Source organism: bacterium, assembly GCA_024224155.1.
Classification (GTDB): Bacteria; Acidobacteriota; Thermoanaerobaculia; order Multivoradales; family JAHEKO01; genus CALZIK01.
Map to the genome: position 1 here is coordinate 24,028 of JAAENP010000311.1, position 22,275 is coordinate 46,302.

The following is a 22,275-nucleotide window of genomic DNA, read 5'->3' on the forward strand; positions in this document are numbered from 1 at the left end:
GCCTCGAGAGGGTCTCAGAGAGTATCTCCCGGAGCCAGCTCGACGACACTGCAGTCGATCCCGAGAGTGGCGACTTGCGATCGAAACTCGGCCGGCGTCCCGGTGAGAACGGGAAAGGTGCCGAAGTGGATCGGGACCGCTTGCTCGAGACCGAGGAATTTGCAGGCCAGCGCGGCTTCGCGTGGACCCATCGTGAACAGATCGCCTACCGGAACAAAGCCCAAGGTCGGCCGGTAGAGCTCGGCGATGAGCTTCATGTCGGAAAAGACCGCGGTGTCGCCGGCATGATAAAAGCAGAATCCCTCCGCAGTTCGAACGCAGTAGCCCGAGGCGACACCGCCGTCGAAGATCTCGCCACCCGGTTGCTCGCCAGCATCTTCGATGATGCCCGAGGAATGATCCGCACGCACCATGGTCACTTCCAGACCCAGAACGTTCTGGCTGCCGCCGAGCCCCATCGGCGCCAGGTTCTCTACGCCCTTGGACCCGAGCCAGTTGCAGATCTCGAAACTCGCGACGACTTTCTTTGGTTGATGACGCCTGGCGAGCTCGACCGCATCACCCATGTGGTCCATGTGGGCGTGGGTGATCAAGAACGCGTCGATCTTGTCGAACTCGTAGAGCGACTCCGGACACATCGGATTGCCCTCGACCCAGGGATCGATCAGTACCGTCTGGCCGTCGAGCAGCTGGACTCCGACCGTGGAGTGTCCGTAGTAGAGGAACTTCGGGCGTGCGACATCAGGCATGGTGATTTCCCTCCAAGGCCCCCCGGCTATTGTAGCCCCGTAATAAGATCGTCGGAGGCCATGCCCGAGACCTTGATTCACCCCACCGCCGCGGTCGCAAAAACGGCAGCGCTGGGCACCGGCGTGCGGATCGGACCGTTCGCGGTGGTCGAGGATCACGTCGAGATCGGGGATGAATGCATCCTCGACGCGCACGCAGTGATCCGGCCCTTCGTGCGGATGGGCGCTCGCAACCGGGTCTACTCGAACGCGGTTCTGGGTGGCGAGCCGCAGGACGTGTTGTTCAGCGGCGAACCGACGGGCCTCGAGATCGGCGAGGAGAACCTGTTCCGCGAAGCCTCCACCGTCCATCGGGCCACCAACCCGGAGCGGCCCACCCGAGTCGGCTCCGGTTGCATGCTCATGGTCAACGTCCACATCGGGCACGACTGCCAGCTCGGCGACAACATCGTCCTCACCAACGACACCAACCTCGCCGGGCACGTCGAGGTCGGCGACGGCGTGCTCATGGGCGGCATGGCCCAGGTGCATCAGTTCGTCAGGGTCGGGCGCCAGGCCATGGTCGCCGGCTCGACCTCGCTCGCGAGAGATGCCCTACCCTACGCGTTCATGTGGGGGATCCTTGCGCGCCACTACCGCTTGAACACGATCGGCCTGCGCCGCTCGGGAATCAAAGGTGATCGCTACAGGGAGCTGCAGAAGGCCTATCGCGCGCTATGCGACGGTCAGCCGCTCGATGACCTCGAGGCAACCGAGGAGATCGAGTACCTCCGGCGCTGGTTGGCGGCACCGTCGAAACGCGGCCTGGCCGGATTCGCCAAACGGGGCGAGAAGGAAGGCTAGAACCGGGAGGGGACTTCGGGAACACCATGGAATGGTGTCCCCGGCTGGGATTACCAGCGCAGCATGACGCCGCCGGTGGCCGCGGGTCCTGCAAAGTCGGACTGGAAGTCGGCGAAGCCGAAGTTGTTGGCCGTGAGGTTCAGCTTGGCCTGGCGGTAGAGAACCTCGCCGAAGACGCCGAAGCGTTCGCTGACACCCACGTCGACCCCGAGCACCAGGTAGTAGCCGAACTCGTCGTCGACCTCAGGGCCGCCGGCGACCGGAATCTGACCGCCGTCAAAGACGGCATTGGCGAAGACGAACGAGCCACCGGCGCCCAGATAGGGATCGGCCTTGCCGCCACTATTGAAGTGATAGGCCACACCCAGATCCACCGGGGTCGCCTCGAGCCGGAACAGAGCGTTGTTGCCGACCTGCGCGAAGGCGTCGAAGAACGCCGCGCGAAACTCGACCTCGACCGATTCAGTCACACCGAAGGCCACCTTGAGCCCGAAGCCTTGATCTTCATCGGCATCCTCGGTGTCCCAGTGGGCGACACCCACGCCGATACCTGCGGCCCATGACGGGACGGCCATCAACAGCGCCAGACCAAGGACGATAGCTAGCTTTTTCATCTCAACCTCCCATCGTTACCGTACAGCGATGTCCGGCATTGCCCCGCGAGCGGGCGCTCCGAACCAAGCGAGCCTAACTATGCTTCACTTATAGTACTTTATGTCAAGGGCAGAGGTCACGCCGGGTTGATTCCGGGCCGCTCTCGGCGCTCTGAGAGCCTCAGAAGCCGCTGCCGGGAAGCAGACCGCGCACTTCGGGGAACTTCTCGGCGACCTGACGCGCCGTGGCCGCCCCCCCGCTCTTGCGCAGCAGCTTGAGGATGGCCTTGGGCGCTTTCGAAGCGCCCCGCTTGGCGATCAGCGCGTTCGCGGCCTCGTAGTATGGGCGCTCGCTCGCCAAGCGAGCACGCCAGAGGTCGTCGCCACTCGGCGCGCCCAAGGAGGGATCCGGCTCTCGTACCGAGTACACGCGCCGGATCTCCCCGAGCGAGAGGCTTTCGTGGAGGTGCGACGCGGCGAGAGCGACCACGTGGGCGGCGAGATTCAGCACGTCGGGGTCGGCACCGGCGAAACCGGATCGCTCGAGTAAAGTCCTAGCGCCGACTCCCTGGGCCAGGAGGTCTGTGAGCAGCAGGCTCGCGGCCTCGGCACTCGATCCGTGAAGTGGATGGCCCTCGAGCTGTGGCAGCGGTCCCTCCAGAAGCGCACGCCACAGGGTCACCGTGCCGAAGTCTCCCCACGCGCAGAGGGCGACCTCCCCGTTGGACAGCCGAACGGGCAAGCCGTAGGGAACGGCCAGATCGAGCGACTCCCAGTCGGTCCGAGAAAGAAGCACCGCAGCGATGGGCATGGCGTCCTTGTTCCATTTCCGGAAGTCCGCGGCGAGCAGCGCGAATCGTTGCTGCACGTGAGACGCGCGATCGAGGGCTCCGGGCGAGTAGCGCACCAGGGCAAGCCTGTCGCCGACGTCGAGCAGGTACGGCAGCGGCTTGGACCGACTCTCCTGGCCGGCACCGGGTGAGGAACTCGCGACGCCGGCCAACACCGCCACCGTCAGGATGGCAACGGCGGACGCTCGCGCACAGATGGGGGCCGGATCACTCACCGCACACAGTCTAGCCCGATTGGCGCTTGCTAGACTCGCGTTCGGTGCAGGCGTTCAGAATCAGTGAGCACGGCGGCCCCGAAGTCCTGGAATGGGTCTCGCTGCCGGATCCCGAGCCGAGAGCCGACCAGGTCCTGGTGGAGGTTCGAGCCTGCGCCCTCAACCGGCTCGATCTATGGGTGAGAAACGGCGTTCCGGGGCACGAGTTCCCGCTGCCGCTCATCCCCGGTTCCGAGGTGGCCGGGACCATCGCCGTCGTCGGAGAAGCGATCGAGGATCTCGAGATCGGAACCGACGTACTGATCGCGCCCGGGGTTTCCTGTGGCGTCTGCGATCGCTGTATGGCGGGCATCGACATGCTCTGCCCGAGCTACGGCATCCTCGGTGAGCACTGCGACGGCGGCTACGCCGAGCTCGTCGCCGTGCCGAGACGCAACATTCTGCCGCTCCCCAAGGGACTCTCGCACGCCGAGGCCGCCGCTATTCCGCTGGTCTTCATGACCGCCTGGCACATGCTGGTCGCGCGGGCGAGGCTCGAGCCGCTGGAAGACATCCTCATCCATGCGGCCGGCTCCGGGGTTTCGAGCGCCGGCATTCAGATCGCCAGGCTCCTCGGAGCCCGGAACATCTTCGTGACGGCCTCGACCGACGCAAAGCTCGACAAAGCCCGCAAGCTCGGCGCGACCCATACGATCAACTACACGCATGAAGACTTTGCGCGCGTGGTCCGCAAGGCCACGGGGGGCAAGGGTGTCGAAGTCGTCTTCGACCACGTCGGCGGCAAAACCTTCGAAGACAGCGTCAAGGCGCTGGCGTGGGCGGGCAGAATCGTCATCTGCGGCGCCACCACGGACCACCAGGCGAAGGTCAATCTGCGCGCGGTGTTCTACAAAAGCCTCTCGGTTCTGGGCTCGACGATGGGCAGCCAGTCGGAGCTCAGAACTCTGATCGGTCACGTCGAGCACGGAGACCTCGCGCCGGTGCTCGACCGGACGCTGCCGCTGCGCGAAGCGCCCGAGGCGCAGCGCCTTCTCGAGCAGCGCGAGCTCTTCGGAAAAATCGTCCTGACTCGAACCTGAGCGTTGTCGCCGCGCCGGAGAGTCCTCGTCACCGTGGCGGTCGTTCTCTCGGGAGCGGCGGCACTCGTCTACGAGGTCGTCTGGACGCGGCAGCTGTCCGTTTTCCTGGGAATCACCATCCGCGCCGAGGCCATCGTGCTGGCGGCGTTCATGCTCGGCCTGGCACTGGGCAGCCGTGTGCTCGGCCGGCATGCCGACCGGATTCGCCGCCCGCTGCTTCTCTTTGCGGGTCTCGAAGCCGCGATCGGCCTCTATGGCCTCGCCAGCTCGAGACTCCTGCCGCAGCTCGCTCCCTGGTACGCGCAGTTCGCGAGAGCGACGGAGCTGGCGACTCCCACCGGCGACGTCACTCGCTTCCTCACGGCCGCCGCGGCCCTGCTGCTTCCTACGTTTCTGATGGGAGGAACCATCCCGGCGCTGGTCCGCGGCCGGCTTCCGGCCGGTCCTACCGGGCGGCACCCTAAGACCCGGAAGCCAACCGAATCGTTGGGCTCCGTGATCGGCAGCATCTACGCGCTCAACACGCTCGGGGCGGCCATCGGTGCGTTCGCGGCCGGATTCGTGCTGCTGCCCACCCTGGGTACGACCCACACTCTGCTGACCGCCGCCGCCGTCAACCTGGCGATCTCCCTTGCACTCTGGGCCGAAGCCCGGGAGCCGACCGGGGGTCCCGAGGTCCATGGGGAGGGCGCCTCGGGTTCCCGACCGAAACCGACCCCCGAGCCTTTCAAAACTAACACCGCTCTGACTGCTTTTGCGGTTTTCGGCGCCGCCGCTCTCGCCATTCAGCTGGGCTGGATTCAGGCTCTGACCCAGATTCTGGGTTCGAGCGTCTACGCCTTCAGCCTGACGCTGTCGGCTTACCTGGCCGGCCTGGCGGCGGGCGGCTTCGTCTTCGCGACCTGGGCCAGGAACCGATCAAGACAATTCTCCTCCATCGCACCATGGATCGCCGCCGCCTCGGCCATCGCCGTGGTCCTGGGCCTGCTGGCGTTCGATCGCCTGCCCGGTCTGTTCCTCCAGGCCTTCCGCTGGAATCTCGAGAGCCAGCTTGGCTGGCTGGTGGTCTTCTCGTTCTTGCTCGTCTGGTGCCTGGTTTTGATCCCGACCGCGCTCTTCGGCTTCCTGTCACCGCTGATCGCGAGCGGCTGCTCGCCGCGGCAGCGAACGGCGGGTGAGGACGTCGGTACGGCCTATGCCGTCAACACCGCCGGCACGACGCTGGGCGCACTGGCCGCGGGCTTCTGGCTCTTGCCCAACGTCGGGCTCCAGAACACACTTCTCCTCGGAGCGGTCGGCCTGGCGGCCTGCGGCGCTCTGCTCCTGGTCGCCGGGCGTCCGCGGACTCGATGGGCGACCGCCAAGGGTTCCGGGGGTCTTCTGGTATTCACGCTCGCCGCCGCGCTGACCCCACGTTGGGACCCGGTGCTCACCACCAGCGGGCCATTCATCAACGCCAGCCGAATCCTCGACCTGCCGGCCGGCACGAGCTTCCGCGAGGCCCTCAGAAAGCGCAACCGCATCGTGTTCTACCGTGAGAGCGCCGTCGGATCGGTTTCGGTCCGCGATGTCGCCGGCGACCGCCTTCTGGTCATCAACGGCAAGACCGACGGCAGCCGTTCCGGCGACAGCCGAACGCAGCTGGCGCTCGGGCACCTACCGGCTCTCCTCCACCGCAACCCCGAGCGAGTGCTGGTGATCGGCTTCGGCACCGGCATGACCCCGGCCGCGGTTTCGGCTCATCCCGAAGTCGAGCGCCTGGACGTGATCGAGATCTCGCCCGAGGTCGTCGAGGCGTCGCGCTTCTTCGCGGCCGAAAACCGCGGCGTGCTGTTCGACGCGAAACTGCGTTTGAAGTTCGCCGACGCTCGCAACTTTCTTCTCGCCAGCGACAGCACGATCAGCAGATGGGACGTGATCATCTCCGAGCCGTCGAACCCCTGGATCAGCGGAGTCGCCAATCTGTTCACGCGCGAGTACTTCGAGCTGGCCCGAAAACGGCTGGCGCCCAACGGCGTCATGGGCCAGTGGTTTCAGAGCTACGGCATGTCGAGCGAAGACCTGCGCTCGGTCGTCGGGACGTTTTCCGAGGTCTTCACGCAGGTCACGATCTGGGCGCCGCAACCGGGGGACCTGATCCTCGTCGGCAGCGACGAGCCGCACGCTCTCGACGGCACACGAGCGCGGCGGCTGAATCGGCTACCGGGCGCGAGCGAGGACATGAGCGTGGCCGGCTGGAACGGCATCGAGGACTTCGCCCGCATGCTGCTGCTCGATTCGGGCGCCGCTCGAACCTTCGGCGCCGACGCTCCGGCCAACACGGACGAGCATCCCCGGGTCGAGTTCAACGCGCCTCGGAACATGTACCGGGAGACCACTTTCGCCAACCTGCTGGAGCTGGTGGAGCACGCCCGGCAAACCGGAGCCGGTGGCCCGTCGCCGTATGCCGTGGTTCCGATCCGGGACGGTCGAACGAACAGGAAGACGGCCTTCGGCCTCACCGCAATCGACAATGACCTGATTCCCGAGCTGCGCATCCAATGGGTGTCGTTGCGCGCGGCCGCGCCAACGGCGCTGCCCACGTTGGGCGTCAGCCTGCGTCGCGTGATCGTGCCGGTCGTCTCTGACGGCGCCGCCGCGGGTGCCGAGATCGAGGTTCTGAGCGAAGCCGAGGCACCGGGCCGCCCGAGACTCGAAGGGCGGATCGAGAACCTCTCGGAATCGACCATCGCGAGCTTTCAAGAGGGGGCGCTGGCCGACCGCGTGCCGACCGTGCGCGGGATTCCTGCTCGCAGAAAGGGGGACGTCGTCATCGCCTGGGCCTGCCCCCAACCCGAGCCGCCCTTCAGGACCTACCTGGCTTTGGTTCCAGATGACGGAATCGAGAGGTTCGAACGCTCGCTCACGTGCGCCGGCTAGATCGGGGACACGATTCTCATGGTGTCCCCTCCCGATTGGTTTTGCCTGCGAGGCTGGCCCATCCTGCGGATCTCAGCGATACACTCACCACATGCAGCAGGAGGATTTGTCCGACCGAGTCGCCCTGGTCACCGGCGCGAGCAGCGGGTTGGGATTCGCCGCAGCGGCCGCCCTTGCGCGCAGGGGTGCGCGGATCGCGCTCTCGAGCCGGGGTGGCACGAAACTGAAGCAGGCCGAGGAGATCCTGGCCGAGACTGCAACGGAGGTGGTCTCTTTTCCGGCTGACGTGAGAGAACCGGAAGCGCTCGAGGATCTGGTTTCGGACACCGAGGAGATTCTTGGACCGGTCGATATCCTCGTGGCCAATGGCGGCGGCCCCAAGGTCAAGCCCGCGGCCGAGCTCGATGAAGCCGACTGGAATGAAGCCCTACCCCTGGTCTTCTTGTTCATTCCGCGCCTGTGCCGCTTGGTAGTGCCCGGCATGGTCCGGCGCGGTTGGGGTCGGATCATCGCCATCAACTCGGTCTCGACCAAGCAGCCGATTCCCGATCTCGCACTGTCCAACACCCTCAGACCGGCGGTCGTCGGCTACCTCAAGACGCTGTCCCGGGAGGTTGCCGCTTCCGGGGTGACGGTGAACTCCGTACTGCCCGGGTACACCAAGACCGCCCGCCAGCTCGAGATCGCCGAAGGCGTCGCCGCGCGGCGCGGAATCGACGTAGCCGAAGTCCTGGCCGAACGAGGTGCGGGCTTTCCTATTGGACGAATGGCCGAGCCCGAGGAGATCGGCGAGGTAGTGGGCTTCCTTGCGAGCCCGGCGGCCTCGTACGTGACCGGCCAGGCGATCACCGTCGACGGCGGCTACGCGGCCGGGCTTCTGTAGCTCCGCCTCAGCTAGACTCGACCGCGCTATCGGTTTCGGGGAGGGATCTTGACACTCACGACAAGCACGCCCTGGTGGCGACTCGACTGGCGGAACGAACCGCCCCAAGAACTGGGGCTCACGCTCGTCGTTCCGGTCTACAACGAACGCTATCTGGCCGCTATTCTGCTCGGCCGTCTTTTCGAGCTCGATCTGCCCCACATCTCCCGTCTCGAGATCATCGTCGTCGACGACGGCTCGACCGACGGAACTCGAGAGATCCTGAAAGACATCGCGAGCGAAAACGGCGAGCGCATGCGCCTGATCCTCCAGGAGAAGAACCAGGGCAAGGGCGCCGCGATCCGCACCGGAATCGAGGCCGCGAGCGGAGATCTGATCGTGATTCAGGATGCCGACCTGGAATACGACCCGCGCGACCTGGCGCGGCTCATCGAGCCCTTTATCGAGGACGGCGCCGACGTCGTCTATGGCTCACGCTTCCTCGCCGGCGAACGGCGCCGGGTGCTTTACTTCCGCCATGAGCTCGGCAATCGCCTGATCACATTCATGAGCAACTGGTTCACCGACCTGAACCTCTCGGATGTCGAGACCTGCTACAAGATGTTTCGGGCGCCGCTGCTCAAGTCGCTGCCGATGCGCTCGAACGATTTCGCGATCGAGATCGAGCTGACCGCCAAATCGGCGAAGCGACGTTGGTCGATGTACGAGGTGCCGATCAGCTACCACGGTCGAACCTATCGCGAAGGCAAGAAGATCGGCATCAAAGACGGCTTCCGCGCGCTTTGGGCGATTCTCAAGTTCTGGATCGTCGACGATCTCTACAAGGAGGACGCCTACGGCGGCAACATCCTGCACAACCTGGAGCGGGCGCAGCGCTTCAACGGCTGGATGGCCGGCGCGCTGGAGCCGTGGGTCGGTAGCAAGGTGCTCGAGATCGGCGCCGGTATCGGCAACATCACAACCTTCATGATCCCCCGCGATCGCTACGTGGCATCCGACATCAACGATCACTACCTCCACTACTTGAACAACTTCGCCGGCGGCAAGCCCTACCTGGACGTGGCGAAGGTCGACCTCGAAGATCCGCAGACCTTCGCCGAACTGGGTGAGCAATTCGACACGGCGATCTGCCTGAACGTCCTCGAGCACGTGCGGGATCCGTTGGCCGCCTTGCGCAACCTGCATTCGATTCTCGAGCCGGGCGGCCGCGCGGTGGTCTACGTGCCCGCCGGACAATGGCTGTATTCGTCACTCGACGAGTCACTCGACCATCGCTGCCGCTACGGCAGGATGATGCTAACCGAAGAACTCGAGTCCTGCGGCTTCGAGGTCGAGCATCTGCAGGGCTTCAACAAGGCGTCCGTGCCGGGCTGGCTCTGGAACGGCAAGGTCCTCAGGCGACGCGGTTTCAGCCGCAGTCAACTCAAGATCTTCGACTGGCTGGTGCCGATTCTGCGCCGTACCGATTGGCTACTGCCCTGGAAGGGCCTCGGACTGATCGCCGTCGCCAAGCGCGTCGACTAAGTCGCCGCTTTGGCGGTCATCCGGCTCGAGCCGGAGCTCGAGCAGCTTGACACCCAGCATCCGCGGTACCTTCTCCTGTCCCGGCCAGGCCTTCTTGCTCCAGATCCAGACCAATCGCCGCTCGCCCGGCTCGAGATCCGCGAGGCGAAGTCCGCGTATTCTCTGGCGCCCGAAGGTCAGCCGCAACACTTCGCCTCGGTCCTGAAGACGAACCGGGACCGGTCGGTACTCCCGACCCGCCATTACGGCGAGTCGGAGCCCGACGCCGAGCGGCCGAAGTCCGGGATTCTCGAGCGCCAAGACTGCCGGCTGGGTCGCGCGCGTCCAGTGTCCGTGGCTGGTGCCGAGCAGGACCGCCCGACCGTCGGGATCGATCTTCGACCCCCAGCCCTCCCGAAGCATCAACTCGAGCAGCGCTCGCTCCGTGCCGGCGTCGCCTCGACTGGCCTTGCGGTTCAGAACCCCAATCAAAGACGCCTGGTCGATGCACGGACGTTTCGCGCGCCGGAAGATACGAATCTCGGGTGACAAGAACATGAGGTTCGAGCTCGTCGCTCCCCATCCGGGTGGCTTCACGCGCGGCAGGAAGCGCTGCTCGAGCTCATAGTTGACGCGCCCGATCTCGAAGCTACGCAGGATCTCCCGTTCGCGCGCCGTGCGTATGTCGCTGACGTTGAACACCACCCGCTCCGGCCGTTCTCGATCGACGAACTCGCAGCCCTCGGGTCTGAGCTTCCCCCACACCGCGTTCTCGAGGTCCCACGGCAGAACCGTGACCCGTCCGACCCCGACCGCGGACTCCCCGGCCGAGCCGGCGGCGCCGGCGGCAAGGAATCGCTCCGCATCCAAGCGGGTATCGGTCAGCATGGCGGCGCCCACGCCGATGCAACGCACCAGGGCCCAGGCGAAGACCATGACCGCCGCCGCCCTGGTGCCCCGCGGCCAGCGCCGTGCGAGAGCCACCCAACCTCGGCCGGCGAGTATGGCGAAGACCGGCAGCAACGGCAGGAAGAAGCGAACGTAGTGGAAGCCGATGACCCAGATGAAGCTCAAGAAATAGCCCAGCGGCACCAGAGCCAGAACCATTGCCGTGCTCTGCCGATTCCGAATCGCTACTACGACTCCGAGAATCGCAACCAGAAACAGCGGCCAACCGGTGACAAAGGCGCTGCGGCGAAGCGCCGACCAGGACATCGACGCGACGCCGGCGAGGCTTCTATCGAACTCCCGGTACTGCATGGTGTTGTGGCCGACGATCTTCTTGACGTGGTCGACGAAGTCATCGACACCCCCCGAGACGGCATAGATCGCGCCGAAGAGACCCAGCGCCATCAGTGCCGAACCCCAGACCCGGCGGTCCAACGCCGTGGCCCGGACGCGAGCCCAGACGCCCGGGAGCTCGGAGTGGTCACGGGCAATTCGCACCAGACTCGCGGCCATCAGTACCGGATAGAGTCCATACGCCTGGTCTTTGGTGGTGACCGCCGCGATCGTCGCGGCCGAGCACCACAGGAAATCCCGCAGCGCACCGCCCTGCCAGGCTCGGACGAAGAACAGTAGGGACAGCGCGAACCAGAACAGGTATGCCGCTTCGAGGTTGGCGGTCTTGGCGTAGTAGACGAAGGTCGGCGAGACCACAACTACGGCGGCCGCCGGCAGGGCCGCCCGTGCGTAGCCGGCCTGGCGAGCCGTTCGAAAGACCAACACCACGACACCCGCGGCGGCGAGGATGCTCACCAGACGCTGTAGAACGCCGAGCCAGTTCCTCTCCGTCTGCCACGGCACCGAGTCGCTGGCCTCGAATCCGGCCTTGGCGGGCTTCAGTACCACCGACAACAGCAGCCGGTGGAGCGGTGGGTACTTCTCGGACCAAGCCGCGGGCTCGAGCACCTGCTCGGGCCGGATCTCGTCGGGAGCCCAGGACCAGACGGGGCTCAGACCCCAGCCGATTCCGACCAGGTTCAGACACAGACTGACCAACAGCAGCGCCGCAAGCGCCAGGCGCTCGCGCTTCGACGCTTCCGTCACCAGGACTTCCAGTCGTCGGAGTCCCCACCCGGCTCGACCTCCGGAGGCGGCGAGGCTTCTGCCTCGGACCGCGGCTTCGAAGACTTCGCTGCTCGCTTGCGGCTGGCCGAGCGAGGGCTCTCAGCCCCGCCCGCATTGCTGGTCTCTGCGCCTATCCCGGGACCGGCACCGGTCCCGACGCCGGTTCCGGCACCGGCCTTGACGCTGACGCCCGTCATCCAGGCGAGGGTGGTGGCGACCGTCCCGAGCTCGAGACGGTAGTAGCGTTCGCGTCCCGAGCGCTCTTCGCTTACCAGCCTGCCCTCGCGGAGGATTCGGAGATGCTTCGAGACCGCGGGCCGACTGATCGACGGGAAGTTCCCGGCGATCATGCGCACCGGCAAGGGGCCTGCCGCAAGCAGGCTCACGATCTCCCTGCGCGTGGGATCGGAAAGAGCGCGAAACGGGTCGGTGATATCGACAGGTGCCGGCAACCCCAGGAGTATAGGGCTCAAAACCGTAACTTTCCAGTTACTTAATCGACCCGGTTTTCCTCGCGCTCGTTCTCGAACAAGCAGAGCCTGCCGCTGGGTTCGAACCCCAGCTTCAGCGCCAGGCGCCGTGAGGCCACATTCTCCGAATGAGCACCCCAGACCGCGCGCTTGCCGCGATCTCTCATCTCGGCGGCCAACCACGCCACGCACTCCGCGGCCAGGCCCCGACGCCGGTATTCGGCGGCCGTGTTGATCGAGACATCCCAGAGCCGCTCACTCTCGCAGGCGACATGACAGAAAGACACCGGCCGAGCGTCGACCCAGGCCGCGACCACTTCGGAGCGGACCAATGCCTCCGAGAGCTCGGAAGCGAGGGCTTCTGACAGGCCTTCGAGAAGCGATGATTCGGCCCGCGACATCCGGCGGACCCCCTCCGACGGCCGCATCGGTGGCGACACCCCCCCTTGCGGCTCGCGGAAGATATCGGCTTCGTCGGAGGTCCAATCTCTCAGCGCCGAGCGCACCTCGGGTGTGAAGCCCTCGGGTACCACCACGGCCCAAAGCGCGCTCGGGTCGGACCCGGCATCCGGGATGTCCGCGAGCGCCTCGCGGACCAGCGACTCTGAAGCCTCGCCGACGACAGCGCCCAGCCGCAGATCGTCGGAGCGAATGACGAAGCCCCGCGGGTCTCCGAACAGGCGGCTGCCGGGGTCGAGCAGTGCGGCCCGAGCCTCGATCCACACGGGCTGGTCGGGAACGAGTCTCAGAAGCTGGTGACGAAGGCCCTCGGCTACCGGCACGCGGCCTAACTTACCAGCACCGATTCGATAGCATCGAGCGATGAAGCGCGCCGTGCAGCTCCTGTGCCTGACGCTTCCGTTCGTGGTCGGGTGCCGCCCCTCGACGCACGGCCTTGCGAGAGCCGCCGAGCCTGAAGCGCCGTTCCTGCGCGTGATCGGCTCGGTGCAGGACGGCGGAGTTCCCCACGCGGCCTGTAGTGGCCCCACCTGCAGACGAGCGCGGGAAACAGGCTCCCATCGCCTCGTGGCCTCGCTGGCACTGGTGCTGCCCAGCTCGGAGAAGGTCTACTTCTTCGAAGCGACTCCCGACGTGCGCGAGCAGCTCGAGGCGGTCGCCGACGTCCGCGGGCCGCTCCCGAACGGGGTCGACCGCGCTCCGGTCGACGGCTTGTTCTTGAGCCACGCTCACATCGGGCACTATCTCGGCCTGGCCTTCTTCGGCTACGAGGCGGTGCATACTCGGCGCTTGCCCGTGTACTCCACCCCACGCATGGCCGCCTTCCTGCGCAGCAACGGTCCCTGGAGCCAGCTCGTCGACAAGCAGAACATCAGCATTCAGGAAGTCCCATCCGGCGGCAGGGTCGAGCTCGAGGACGGTGTCTCGGTCACTCTCGTGCCCTCGCCACACCGTGAGGAGTACACCGATACCGTCGGGTTTCTGATTCGAGGCCCCGAGCGCGCGCTCCTGTTCGTGCCCGACACCGATGCCTGGGAGCATTGGTCGCCGTCGATCGAGCACTGGCTCGGCCAGGTCGATGTCGCGCTGCTCGACGGCACCTTCTACTCGGGAGCCGAGCTCCCCAATCGCTCGCTCGCCGAGATCGGTCACCCGCTGGTGGCTAGCTCGATGGACCGCTTCGAGAGCCTCGGGGAGCCGGCGCCCGAGATCGCCTTCATCCACATGAACCACTCGAACCCGATTCTCCTCGACGACACTCCGGAGCGTGCGACGCTGGTGAAGCGGGGATTCAAGATCGCGGCCGAAGGCATGGAGTTCGACCTCTAGCCAACGAAACGAAAGCTGCCGGAGACAACCGAATGGACACACTCGATCAACACCTCTACTTTCGCCAACTGCTGGCCGGTCGCCAGGTCGCGACCAACCACGTCGTGGCCGGGCAGATGGCGAACTTCATGTATCTACTGGGCGATGTCGAGAGCCGGCGGGCCTTCATCGTCGATCCCGCCTGGGACGTCCAGAGCCTGATCGATACGGCCCAGGCCGACGGCTATGAGATCGCCGGCGCACTGGTGACTCACTACCACCCGGATCACGTCGGCGGCGATCTCTTTGGGCTCTCGGTCGAAGGCCTCGGCAAGTTGCTCGAGCACAAGGCGGTGCCGGTGTACGTCAACAAGAACGAGGCCGACGGCCTCAAAGTGGTAACCGGCCTCTCCGAGGGCGATCTGCGCAGGGTCGAAAGCGACGAGACCCTCGAGCTCGGTCGAATCCCGATTCGCTGCCTGCACACTCCCGGACACACTCCCGGAAGCCAGTGCTTTCTGATCGGCGACCGGCTGGTTGCGGGCGATACCCTGTTCGTCCAGGGCTGCGGCCGCGTCGACCTCCCCGGCGGCGACCCCGAGCAGATGTACGAGAGCCTGACCCAGAAACTGGCCAAGCTGCCGCCGGAGACCGTGCTCTTTCCCGGCCATCACTATGGGCCGACCGAGACCTCGACCATCGCCGACGAGCTCGAGAACAACGCCTATCTGAAGATCGATAGTCTCGACGACTGGCGCCGGATGTTCGGCGCCTAGCAGTCCGTGGCAAGGGCCGGATCGGCCAAGGCAGTTGCGGTGTCCGAAGGAATCGCCTACGATTGAAACATACGTTTGATTCAAACGTACGATTGACTCAGGAGTAGCATCATGGCCGAACCTCTAGACGAGAGTTCTCCCCCACCAGAGCCGACCGGCACCGCCGACACCAAGACCAGCCTGCTCGACGCCGCCGAGCATCTTTTCGCTCACGAGGGTGTTGACCGCGCGTCACTTCGAGCCATCACGCAGGCCGCTGGGGCCAATCTCGCCGCGGTTCACTACCACTTCGGGTCCAAGGAGGCTCTCGTGCGCGAAGTGCTGGCGCGTCGGCTGAGCCCGCTCAACGAGCGCCGGATCGAGCTTCTCGATCGGGTCGAGGCCGAGAGCAGCGAGCCCAAGGTAGAAGACATCGTTCGCGCCTTCGTGCAGCCGACGCTCGAGATGGTGCAGCGCGAACGGGGCGGGCACGCCTTCGCACGCTTCGTCTGCCGGACCTTCTCCGAGCCCGACGAGACGTTTCACGACATCGTTCTCGATCAGTTTCGCGGCATCGTGACTCGCTTCAGCTCCGCCCTCGCGCGCGCACTGCCCGAGTTGCCTCGCGACGAGCTGTTCTGGCGATTCCACTTCATGGTCGGCTCGATGGTGCACGCCGCCGGCCTCGGCTCTTTGGCCCACCGCCTGTCGGGCGGGCTCTGCAACCCGGCCGATCTGGACGGACTGACCACAAAGCTGGTCCGCTTCCTGAGCGGCGGTCTCCAGGCCGAGGCGGCCGCACTTGGTGGAGGAAACGAAACATGACGAAAGGACTCCGGAATGGCCCTGCAGCGAGAGGGGCGAGACCGGCGAACCTGGCGCTGCCGGCACTGGTCGCGGTCGGGCTCTCGAGCCTCGCCTGCGCAAGCGCGGGGCCAACCTTGGAGATCAAGGCCCCGATTCCGAGCGAATGGAGCAGTCCACGATTCGACAACCTCGAGACCGAACCGGTCACCACAACCTGGTGGCGGGCGTTCGGGGACACGGAGCTCGATCGGCTCATAGAGCTGGTGTTGGCCTCCAATCGAGACTTGCGGTCCGCCTCGGCGCGACTCGACGCCGCGTTGGCTCAGGCCCGAATCGCCGGCGCTGCGCGCAAGCCGCAGGCCGGCTTCTCCACCGACGGCAGCCGAAGGAAACAGAATTTCATCGGCCTTCCGATTCCCGGCGCTGAAGGCCGAGTGCTCAGCAACACCTCGACGACGCTGGGCGCTGCGATCAACGTCTCCTGGGAAGCCGATCTCTGGGGGCGCATTCGAGATGCGGGGCTCTCCGCGCAGGCCCGGGCCGAGGCCGCGGCCTACGAGCTCGAGGCCGCCCGGCTCTCGATCACCGGACAGACCGCCAAAGCCTGGTTCGCCTTCCTGGAAGCCAGATCCCAGGTCGCGCTCGCCAAGGAGACCCTCGAGAACCGAGCCAGTGTGCGCAATCGCCTGGAGAAGCGCTACCGGCAGGGGCTGAGGACCGCGCTGGATCTGCGCCTCGCGGTAGCCAACGAAGCCAATGCCGAGGCGCGCTATGCAGCCACCAGGAGACAGCAGGACGCCGTCCAGCGCCAACTCGAGATTCTGCTGGCCAGGGACACCGAGGCAATGAAGATCCTGAGCGAAGCGGACAGCGACCTCCCGGCGCTGCCGGCGGCAGCCGAACCGGGCCTGCCCGGCGAAGTCCTCCGGCGGCGGCCCGACCTTCAAGCCTCCGAGCGCCGCCTGGCCTCGGCCGGGCTCGACATCGCCGCAGCCCGCAAGCTGCTCTATCCACGCCTGACGCTGACCGGCTCGACCGGCCGCACGAGCCAAGAGCTCGATGATCTCCTGGACAGCAACTTCTCCGTCTGGAGCTTGGCGGCCGGACTGCTGCAACCGCTTTTCCAGGGCGGACGGCTGCGAGCCGGAGTCGCCCTTTCCGAAGCCGCCCAGAGAGAGGTCCTCGCGCAGCACGAGAGCGCGGTGATCCGAGCCGTGTCGGACGTCGAAGCGCAGCTCGCCAACGATACCTACTTGGGTGAACAGCTCGAAGCGGTAGCGCGCGCCCGGAAGGCGTCGAGCGCGGCCGAGACGCTCGCTCAGGACCGCTACTTCTCCGGCCTGGCCGACTACCTGAGTGTCCTGGCCGCACAGAGCCAAGCGACCACCGCCGCGAGCCAGTTCTTGGAGATCAGCCGGCTTCGACTCGCGCAACGAGTCGACCTCTACCTGGCCCTGGGCGGCGGCCTGCCGGTAACCGGAACCACGACGTACTCCCCGAATGAAGTCGATCGGGCTCTCTCCGAAACCGAGGAATCGAAATGACGAAACGACTGAGGCTATTTCTTCCCCTTCTGGTCATCCTGGCGGCGGCTGTCGCCATGGCCATGATCGTGAAAGCCAAGCCGGCGGTAGAGCGAGTTGAGCAGGAAGTGCAGCCACCGCTGGTGCGGGTGGTCGAAGCGACGCGGGGATCGGTGGCGCTGAATGTGTATTCCAACGGCACGGTCGAGCCAACGACGCGCTCGACTCTCGGCTCCCAGATCGGCGCCCGGGTCGCAAACTTGACCTCGAGCTTCGCCGAGGGAGCGTTCTTCGAGCGCGGCGACCTTCTGGTGCGTCTGGATCCGAGCGACTTCGAGTTGGCGGTTACGCAGGCCGAAGCCCGGGTGGCTCAGGCCGAGGTCCAGCTCGAGCGCGAAGAAGCCGAGACGAGAATGGCGATCGAGGAATGGAGCGAGCTCGGCGAGGGTGAGCCGACCTCTCTTGTGCTTCGAGAGCCGCAGCTCGCCCAGGCTCGGGCCGAACTCAAATCGGCGCAGGCGGCGCTCGAGCAGGCCAAGCTCCAGCTCGAACGAACCCGAATCCGAGCCCCGTTCTCCGGCCGCGTGGAGAGCAAGCTTGTCGACGTCGGACAATTCGTCGGCCCCGGCACGCCGCTGGCCCAGGTCTATTCGACCGAACGTGCCGAGATCTCGCTGAAGGTTCCGCAGAGCGAGCTGGCGTTTCTCGACATCACTCTCGGCAGGCCGGACGGACCGCAGCCACGGGCGCTCCTGAGTGGGCGAATCGGCTCTACGGACGGCTCGTGGCCGGCCAGGGTCGCGCGCACCGGCAGTCGGATCGATCCACAGACCCGAATGGTCTCGGTCATTGCCGAAATCGAAGACCCCTTCTCCCTGACCGGTATCCATGCGGCGCCGCTGCCGATCGGGCTCTACCTCGACGCGGAGATCGAGGGCAAGACCGCCGAGGACGCGATTGTCCTGCCGAGGGCCGCTCTGCGTGAAGAAGACCGGATCCTGGTCGTCGACTCCGAGAACCGTCTCCGCATCCGCGAGGTGGAGATCCTGCGCGTCACCTCCGAAGAGCTCGTGATCACCCGCGGCCTCGATAGCGGCGAGCGAGTTTGTGTATCGCCGCTCACCGCGGTCGTAGACGGCATGCGGGTCCGGGTCCAGAGTCCCGACGAACCGATGGAAACCCCGGCCCTGGAGGGAGTCAAATCATGAACGGCGCAATCCGTTGGTTCGCCCGAAACGGCGTTGCCGCCAATCTGCTGATGGTCCTGATCGTGGTCGGTGGCCTGATGACTGTCCGGAGCATCAAAAGGGAGGTGTTCCCCGAGTTTTCCATCGACCTCATCAGCGTAACGGTGCCCTACCCGGGCGCCGCGCCCGAGGAAGTGGAAGAAGGCGTTGTCGTTCGAATTGAAGAGGCTATTCAGGGTATCGACGGTATCGACGACATTCGCTCGACCGCTGCCGAGAACGCCGCCGCGATCATCATCGAGATCATGGATGACGCCAACCTCGAGCGGGTGATGAACGACGTCAAGTCGAAGGTCGACGCCATCGACACGTTTCCGCTCGAAGCCGAAGAGCCGGTCATCGAAGAAATCATCCGGCGTACCCAGGTCATCGAAGTCGTGATCTCCGGAGACGCCGATGAACGCACTCTCAAGGTCCTGGGAGAACGGGTGCGCGACGACCTTTCCAACCTGCCCGAGATCACCCAGGTACAACTCGTCGCGGCGCGTCCCTACGAGGTCTCGATCGAGATCAGCGAGCAAGATCTGAGGAGCTACGGCCTCACCTTCGATGAGGTCGCGGCCGCGGTGCGCCGCTTCTCACTCGATCTCCCCGGTGGTCGCATCCGCAGCCGCGACGGCGAGATCCTGCTGCGCACCGAGGGCCAGGCCTACGAGGGCCCAGAGTTCGAGCGGCTGCCGCTGCGCACCCAGAGGGACGGCACCAGTCTCCTCCTCGGAGATGTCGCCACGGTCGTTGACGGTTTCGCGGACACCGACCTGTGGTCGCGCTTCAACGGCCGCCCGGCCGTCGTGGTCCAAGTCTTTCGGGTCGGCGAGCAGAGCGCGCTCGAAGTGGCGGACGTGGTCAAGCAATACATCGCGGAGACGCGCCCCAGGCTGCCTGAGGGCATTTCTCTCGATACCTGGCACGACGAGACGATCGTGCTGCGCAGTCGGCTCGATCTGCTGACGCGCAACGGTCTCGCCGGTTTCGCTCTGGTCCTGCTCGTGCTCTCTCTCTTCCTCAAGCTCCGCCTGGCGGGCTGGGTGTCGCTCGGAATTCCGATCTCGTTCCTGGGCGCGGTCATCTTCATGCCGTGGAACGACGTCTCGGTGAATCTGATCTCCCTGTTCGCCTTCATTGTCGTACTCGGCATCGTTGTCGACGATGCGATCATCGTGGGCGAGAACATACACACCGAATACGAATCCGGCCTCGAAGGCCTCGAAGCGGCGGAAACCGGTGCCATCGAAGTAGCCAAGCCCGTGGTGTTCGCGGTACTGACCAGTGTGGCGGCGTTCGCACCTCTGCTGGCGGTAACCACCACCATGGGCAAGGTCATGAGGGTGGTGCCGATCATCGTCATCGCGACCTTGATGTTCTCTCTGGTCGAATCACTCTTTATTCTTCCGAATCACCTTTCCCATCTGAAGCAAGAAAAGCCCGGCGCCGCCCGCAAGACCGGTCCATGGCGCCGCCTGCAACGACGGGTGAGCACGGGCCTCGCCTTTCTGATCGAGAACACCTACCGCCCGACGCTGAAGAAGGCCATCGAATGGCGATACCTGACGTTCGCCTTCGGCATCGCCGGACTGCTGCTGACCTTCGGGGTCGTGCGCGGCGGCTGGGTCAAGTTCAACTTCTTCCCGGCGGTGGAGGCCGACAACACCGCGGCGATGCTGACGTTGCCGCAGGGCACGCCCGCGGAAGTCACCGCCGCCGCGATCGAACGAATCGAAGAAGCGGCGCTGGAGCTGGCGCACGAGATCGAGGAGGAGACCGGCGATCGAGCCATCCGCCATGTTCTGTCATCGGTCGGCAGTCAGCCATTCCGTGCCCAGCAAAGCCGTGGTGTGACCGGGAGCGCCAATTTCGATTCTCCTCATCTCGGAGAAGTGACGCTCGAGCTGCAGGCGGCAGAGGAGCGAAGAATCGGATCCACCGACATCGCCGACCGCTGGCGAGCCAAGGTCGGGGAGATTCCCGGCGCGGTCGAGCTGACCTACAGCTCGTCTCTATTCAGCTCGGGTGAAGCGGTGAACATCGAGCTCTTCGGCCCCAGCCTCGACCACCTCACCGCGGTGGCCCAGCGGCTCAAGGAAGAGATCGCCGCCTACCCCGGAACCCGAGACATCGCCGACTCCTTCCGGGAAGGAAAACGGGAGATCGAGCTCCAGTTGACCCGCGAGGCTGAACTGGCGGGCCTGACCCAGCTGGACCTCGCCCGCCAGGTCCGCCAGGCGTTCTACGGCGAGGAGGCCCAACGAATCCAGCGCGGCCGCGACGACGTCAAGGTGATGGTGCGCTATCCCGAGAGCGACCGCAAGTCGCTGGCCGATCTCGAGCAGATGAGAATCCGGAGTCCACAGGGAGCCGAGGTGCCGCTCGCCACCGCCGCTAGGACGACGCTGTCACGCGGGCCGGCGGCGATCAGCCGGACCAATCGCAATCGAGTGGTCAACGTCACGGCCGACGTCGATACCGAGATCGCCAACACCAACGAGATCATCGCAGACCTCGCCGCCCGGGTCCTGCCCAGGGTTCTGGCGGACTATCCCGAGATCCGGTTTTCCTTCGAAGGCGAACAGGAAGAGCAGCGCAAGACCATGTCCGATCTCCTGAGTGGATTCATGATCGCTCTGCTCGTGATCTACGGCCTGCTGGCGGTTCCCTTCCGCTCGTACCTGCAACCACTCATCGTGATGAGCGCGATTCCGTTCGGCCTGATCGGTGCCGTCTGGGGCCACGTGATCATGGGCCTGGACCTGGCCATCCTCTCGATGTTCGGAATCGTGGCCCTCACCGGAGTGGTGGTCAACGACAGCCTGGTGCTGGTTTCGTTCATCAACCGGGCGACGCGGCGAGGCGCCACGCTTCGCGAGGCGATTCTGATCGCCGGCGAAGCCCGTTTCCGCCCGATTCTTCTGACGTCCCTCACGACCTTTGCCGGTCTGACACCGCTTCTGCTCGAGAAGAGTATGCAGGCCAAGTTTCTGGTGCCGATGGCAGTCTCTTTGGCCTTCGGCGTGCTGTTTGCTACATTCATCACGCTCATACTCGTTCCGTCCCTCTACTCGATCGTCGAAGACGTCAGGGAAGGCCTAGGCAAGCTCGTGGCGGCAAACCGCAAGGCAGACGCAAAGGGAGTCACCGCGTAGCAGGACCGTACGGGATCCGGTCACTCGGTACAGTAGCGAGCTCGAATGCAACCGTATCTGGACCTCCTCCAAAGAATCCTCGACGAGGGTGCCGAGCGGTCGGACCGCACCGGCACCGGTACCCGGGCGATTTTCGGGCACCAGATGCGCTTCGACCTGAGTGCGGGTTTCCCGCTCCTGACCACCAAGAAACTCCATTTGCGCTCCATCATTTACGAGCTCCTGTGGTTCCTTCGGGGCGATACCAATGTTCGGTATCTGCAAGAGAACGGCGTCAAGATTTGGGACAACTGGGCGGACGAGAATGGCGAGCTGGGCCCGGTGTACGGTTCCCAATGGCGCTCCTGGCGCGCCGCCGACGGCCGGTCCATCGATCAGATCTCGAATCTGCTTCGCGACCTGCGCGAGAACCCGTATTCACGCCGCCACATCGTCAGTGCCTGGAACGTCGCCGAGATCGATGACATGGCCTTGCCCGCCTGCCACGCTCTGTTTCAGTTCTACGTGGCCGACAGAAAGCTGTCTTGCCAGCTCTATCAGCGCAGCGCCGACGTCTTTCTCGGCGTACCTTTCAACATCGCTTCCTACGCGCTGCTGACGATGATGGTCGCCAGCGCGGTCGACCTCGAGCCCGGCGACTTCGTACTGACCCTGGGCGACGCCCATCTCTACCTGAATCACCTCGATCAGGCGTGCACCCAGATCGCGCGCGAGCCGCGGCCGCTGCCCCGAATGCGCATGAAACGGAAGCCGGACTCGATATTCGACTTTCGCTACGAAGACTTCGCGCTCGAGAACTACGATCCCCACCCCCACATCAAGGCGCCGATTGCGGTTTGATTCCGGGGCCGCCGGTTTCGT

Annotated in this window: 18 protein-coding genes; 12 read left to right on the forward strand and 6 right to left on the reverse strand. The window is 65.3% G+C overall.

Annotation, left to right across the window (positions count from 1 at the left end):
- Positions 1–14 precede the first annotated feature (14 nt).
- The gene (locus GY769_16190; protein ID MCP4203458.1) at positions 15–749 is read right to left on the reverse strand and encodes a metal-dependent hydrolase; all 735 of its coding nucleotides are present in this window, start codon (positions 747–749) and stop codon (positions 15–17) included.
- A gap of 60 nt (positions 750–809) precedes the next feature.
- On the opposite strand from GY769_16190, the gene lpxA reads away from it, so the two are divergent.
- Complete coding sequence (gene lpxA / locus GY769_16195; GenBank protein MCP4203459.1) at positions 810–1,592, forward strand: acyl-ACP--UDP-N-acetylglucosamine O-acyltransferase; 783 nt, start codon at positions 810–812, stop codon at positions 1,590–1,592.
- A gap of 50 nt (positions 1,593–1,642) precedes the next feature.
- Here lpxA and GY769_16200 read toward each other — a convergent pair whose 3' ends face one another.
- Both GY769_16200 and GY769_16205 read right to left on the reverse strand, forming a co-directional pair.
- Complete coding sequence (locus GY769_16200) at positions 1,643–2,206, reverse strand: porin family protein (GenBank protein MCP4203460.1); 564 nt, start codon at positions 2,204–2,206, stop codon at positions 1,643–1,645.
- Between the two features lie 160 nt (positions 2,207–2,366).
- Positions 2,367–3,251 carry a hypothetical protein gene (locus tag GY769_16205; protein MCP4203461.1) on the reverse strand — a complete coding sequence of 295 codons (885 nt, stop codon included), beginning with the start codon at positions 3,249–3,251 and terminating at the stop codon, positions 2,367–2,369.
- Between the two features lie 44 nt (positions 3,252–3,295).
- On the opposite strand from GY769_16205, the gene GY769_16210 reads away from it, so the two are divergent.
- From GY769_16210 to GY769_16225, 4 genes are all read left to right on the forward strand, one after another.
- Complete coding sequence (locus GY769_16210; protein MCP4203462.1) at positions 3,296–4,330, forward strand: zinc-binding dehydrogenase; 1,035 nt, start codon at positions 3,296–3,298, stop codon at positions 4,328–4,330.
- Between the two features lie 33 nt (positions 4,331–4,363).
- Positions 4,364–7,249: a hypothetical protein gene (locus GY769_16215; GenBank protein ID MCP4203463.1), complete on the forward strand. Its 2,886-nt coding sequence runs from the start codon at positions 4,364–4,366 to the stop codon at positions 7,247–7,249.
- A 91-nt stretch (positions 7,250–7,340) separates the two neighbouring features.
- Entirely contained in the window at positions 7,341–8,132 is a 792-nt protein-coding gene (locus GY769_16220; GenBank protein MCP4203464.1) for an SDR family oxidoreductase, read from the forward strand.
- Positions 8,133–8,180: 48 nt separating this feature from the next.
- Positions 8,181–9,656, forward strand: coding sequence for a glycosyltransferase (locus GY769_16225; protein ID MCP4203465.1), 1,476 nt, complete (start codon positions 8,181–8,183; stop codon positions 9,654–9,656).
- Here the strand turns inward: GY769_16225 and GY769_16230 are convergent.
- Genes GY769_16230 through GY769_16240 form a run of 3 tightly spaced genes read right to left on the reverse strand, consistent with a single transcriptional unit; the run spans position 9,603 to position 12,957 of the window.
- Entirely contained in the window at positions 9,603–11,684 is a 2,082-nt protein-coding gene (locus tag GY769_16230; GenBank protein MCP4203466.1) for a phospholipid carrier-dependent glycosyltransferase, read from the reverse strand. The two genes, GY769_16225 and GY769_16230, sit on opposite strands and share 54 nt — an antisense overlap.
- Complete coding sequence (locus GY769_16235; protein MCP4203467.1) at positions 11,681–12,157, reverse strand: winged helix-turn-helix transcriptional regulator; 477 nt, start codon at positions 12,155–12,157, stop codon at positions 11,681–11,683. The genes GY769_16230 and GY769_16235 overlap by 4 nt, the downstream gene beginning before the upstream one ends.
- A 41-nt stretch (positions 12,158–12,198) precedes the next feature.
- Entirely contained in the window at positions 12,199–12,957 is a 759-nt protein-coding gene (locus GY769_16240; GenBank protein ID MCP4203468.1) for a GNAT family N-acetyltransferase, read from the reverse strand.
- Between the two features lie 40 nt (positions 12,958–12,997).
- Here GY769_16240 and GY769_16245 point away from each other — a divergent pair, with 40 nt between their 5' ends.
- The 7 genes from GY769_16245 (at position 12,998) to GY769_16275 (ending at position 22,254) form a co-directional block, all read left to right on the forward strand.
- Positions 12,998–13,963, forward strand: a complete 966-nt coding sequence (locus GY769_16245; GenBank protein MCP4203469.1) for a pyrroloquinoline quinone biosynthesis protein PqqB — start codon at positions 12,998–13,000, stop codon at positions 13,961–13,963.
- A 32-nt stretch (positions 13,964–13,995) separates the two neighbouring features.
- The gene (locus GY769_16250; protein MCP4203470.1) at positions 13,996–14,718 is read left to right on the forward strand and encodes an MBL fold metallo-hydrolase; all 723 of its coding nucleotides are present in this window, start codon (positions 13,996–13,998) and stop codon (positions 14,716–14,718) included.
- 111 nt (positions 14,719–14,829) lie between these two features.
- A complete protein-coding gene (locus GY769_16255; protein ID MCP4203471.1) occupies positions 14,830–15,522 on the forward strand; it encodes a TetR/AcrR family transcriptional regulator in 693 nt (230 codons plus the stop codon).
- The gene (locus GY769_16260) at positions 15,519–17,048 is read left to right on the forward strand and encodes an efflux transporter outer membrane subunit (GenBank protein ID MCP4203472.1); all 1,530 of its coding nucleotides are present in this window, start codon (positions 15,519–15,521) and stop codon (positions 17,046–17,048) included. Before GY769_16255 ends, GY769_16260 begins: the two co-directional genes overlap by 4 nt.
- Entirely contained in the window at positions 17,045–18,235 is a 1,191-nt protein-coding gene (locus GY769_16265) for an efflux RND transporter periplasmic adaptor subunit (GenBank protein MCP4203473.1), read from the forward strand. The genes GY769_16260 and GY769_16265 overlap by 4 nt, the downstream gene beginning before the upstream one ends.
- Positions 18,232–21,414: an efflux RND transporter permease subunit gene (locus GY769_16270; GenBank protein ID MCP4203474.1), complete on the forward strand. Its 3,183-nt coding sequence runs from the start codon at positions 18,232–18,234 to the stop codon at positions 21,412–21,414. The genes GY769_16265 and GY769_16270 overlap by 4 nt, the downstream gene beginning before the upstream one ends.
- A 45-nt stretch (positions 21,415–21,459) precedes the next feature.
- Complete coding sequence (locus GY769_16275) at positions 21,460–22,254, forward strand: thymidylate synthase (protein ID MCP4203475.1); 795 nt, start codon at positions 21,460–21,462, stop codon at positions 22,252–22,254.
- The last annotated feature ends 21 nt before the right edge of the window (positions 22,255–22,275 follow it).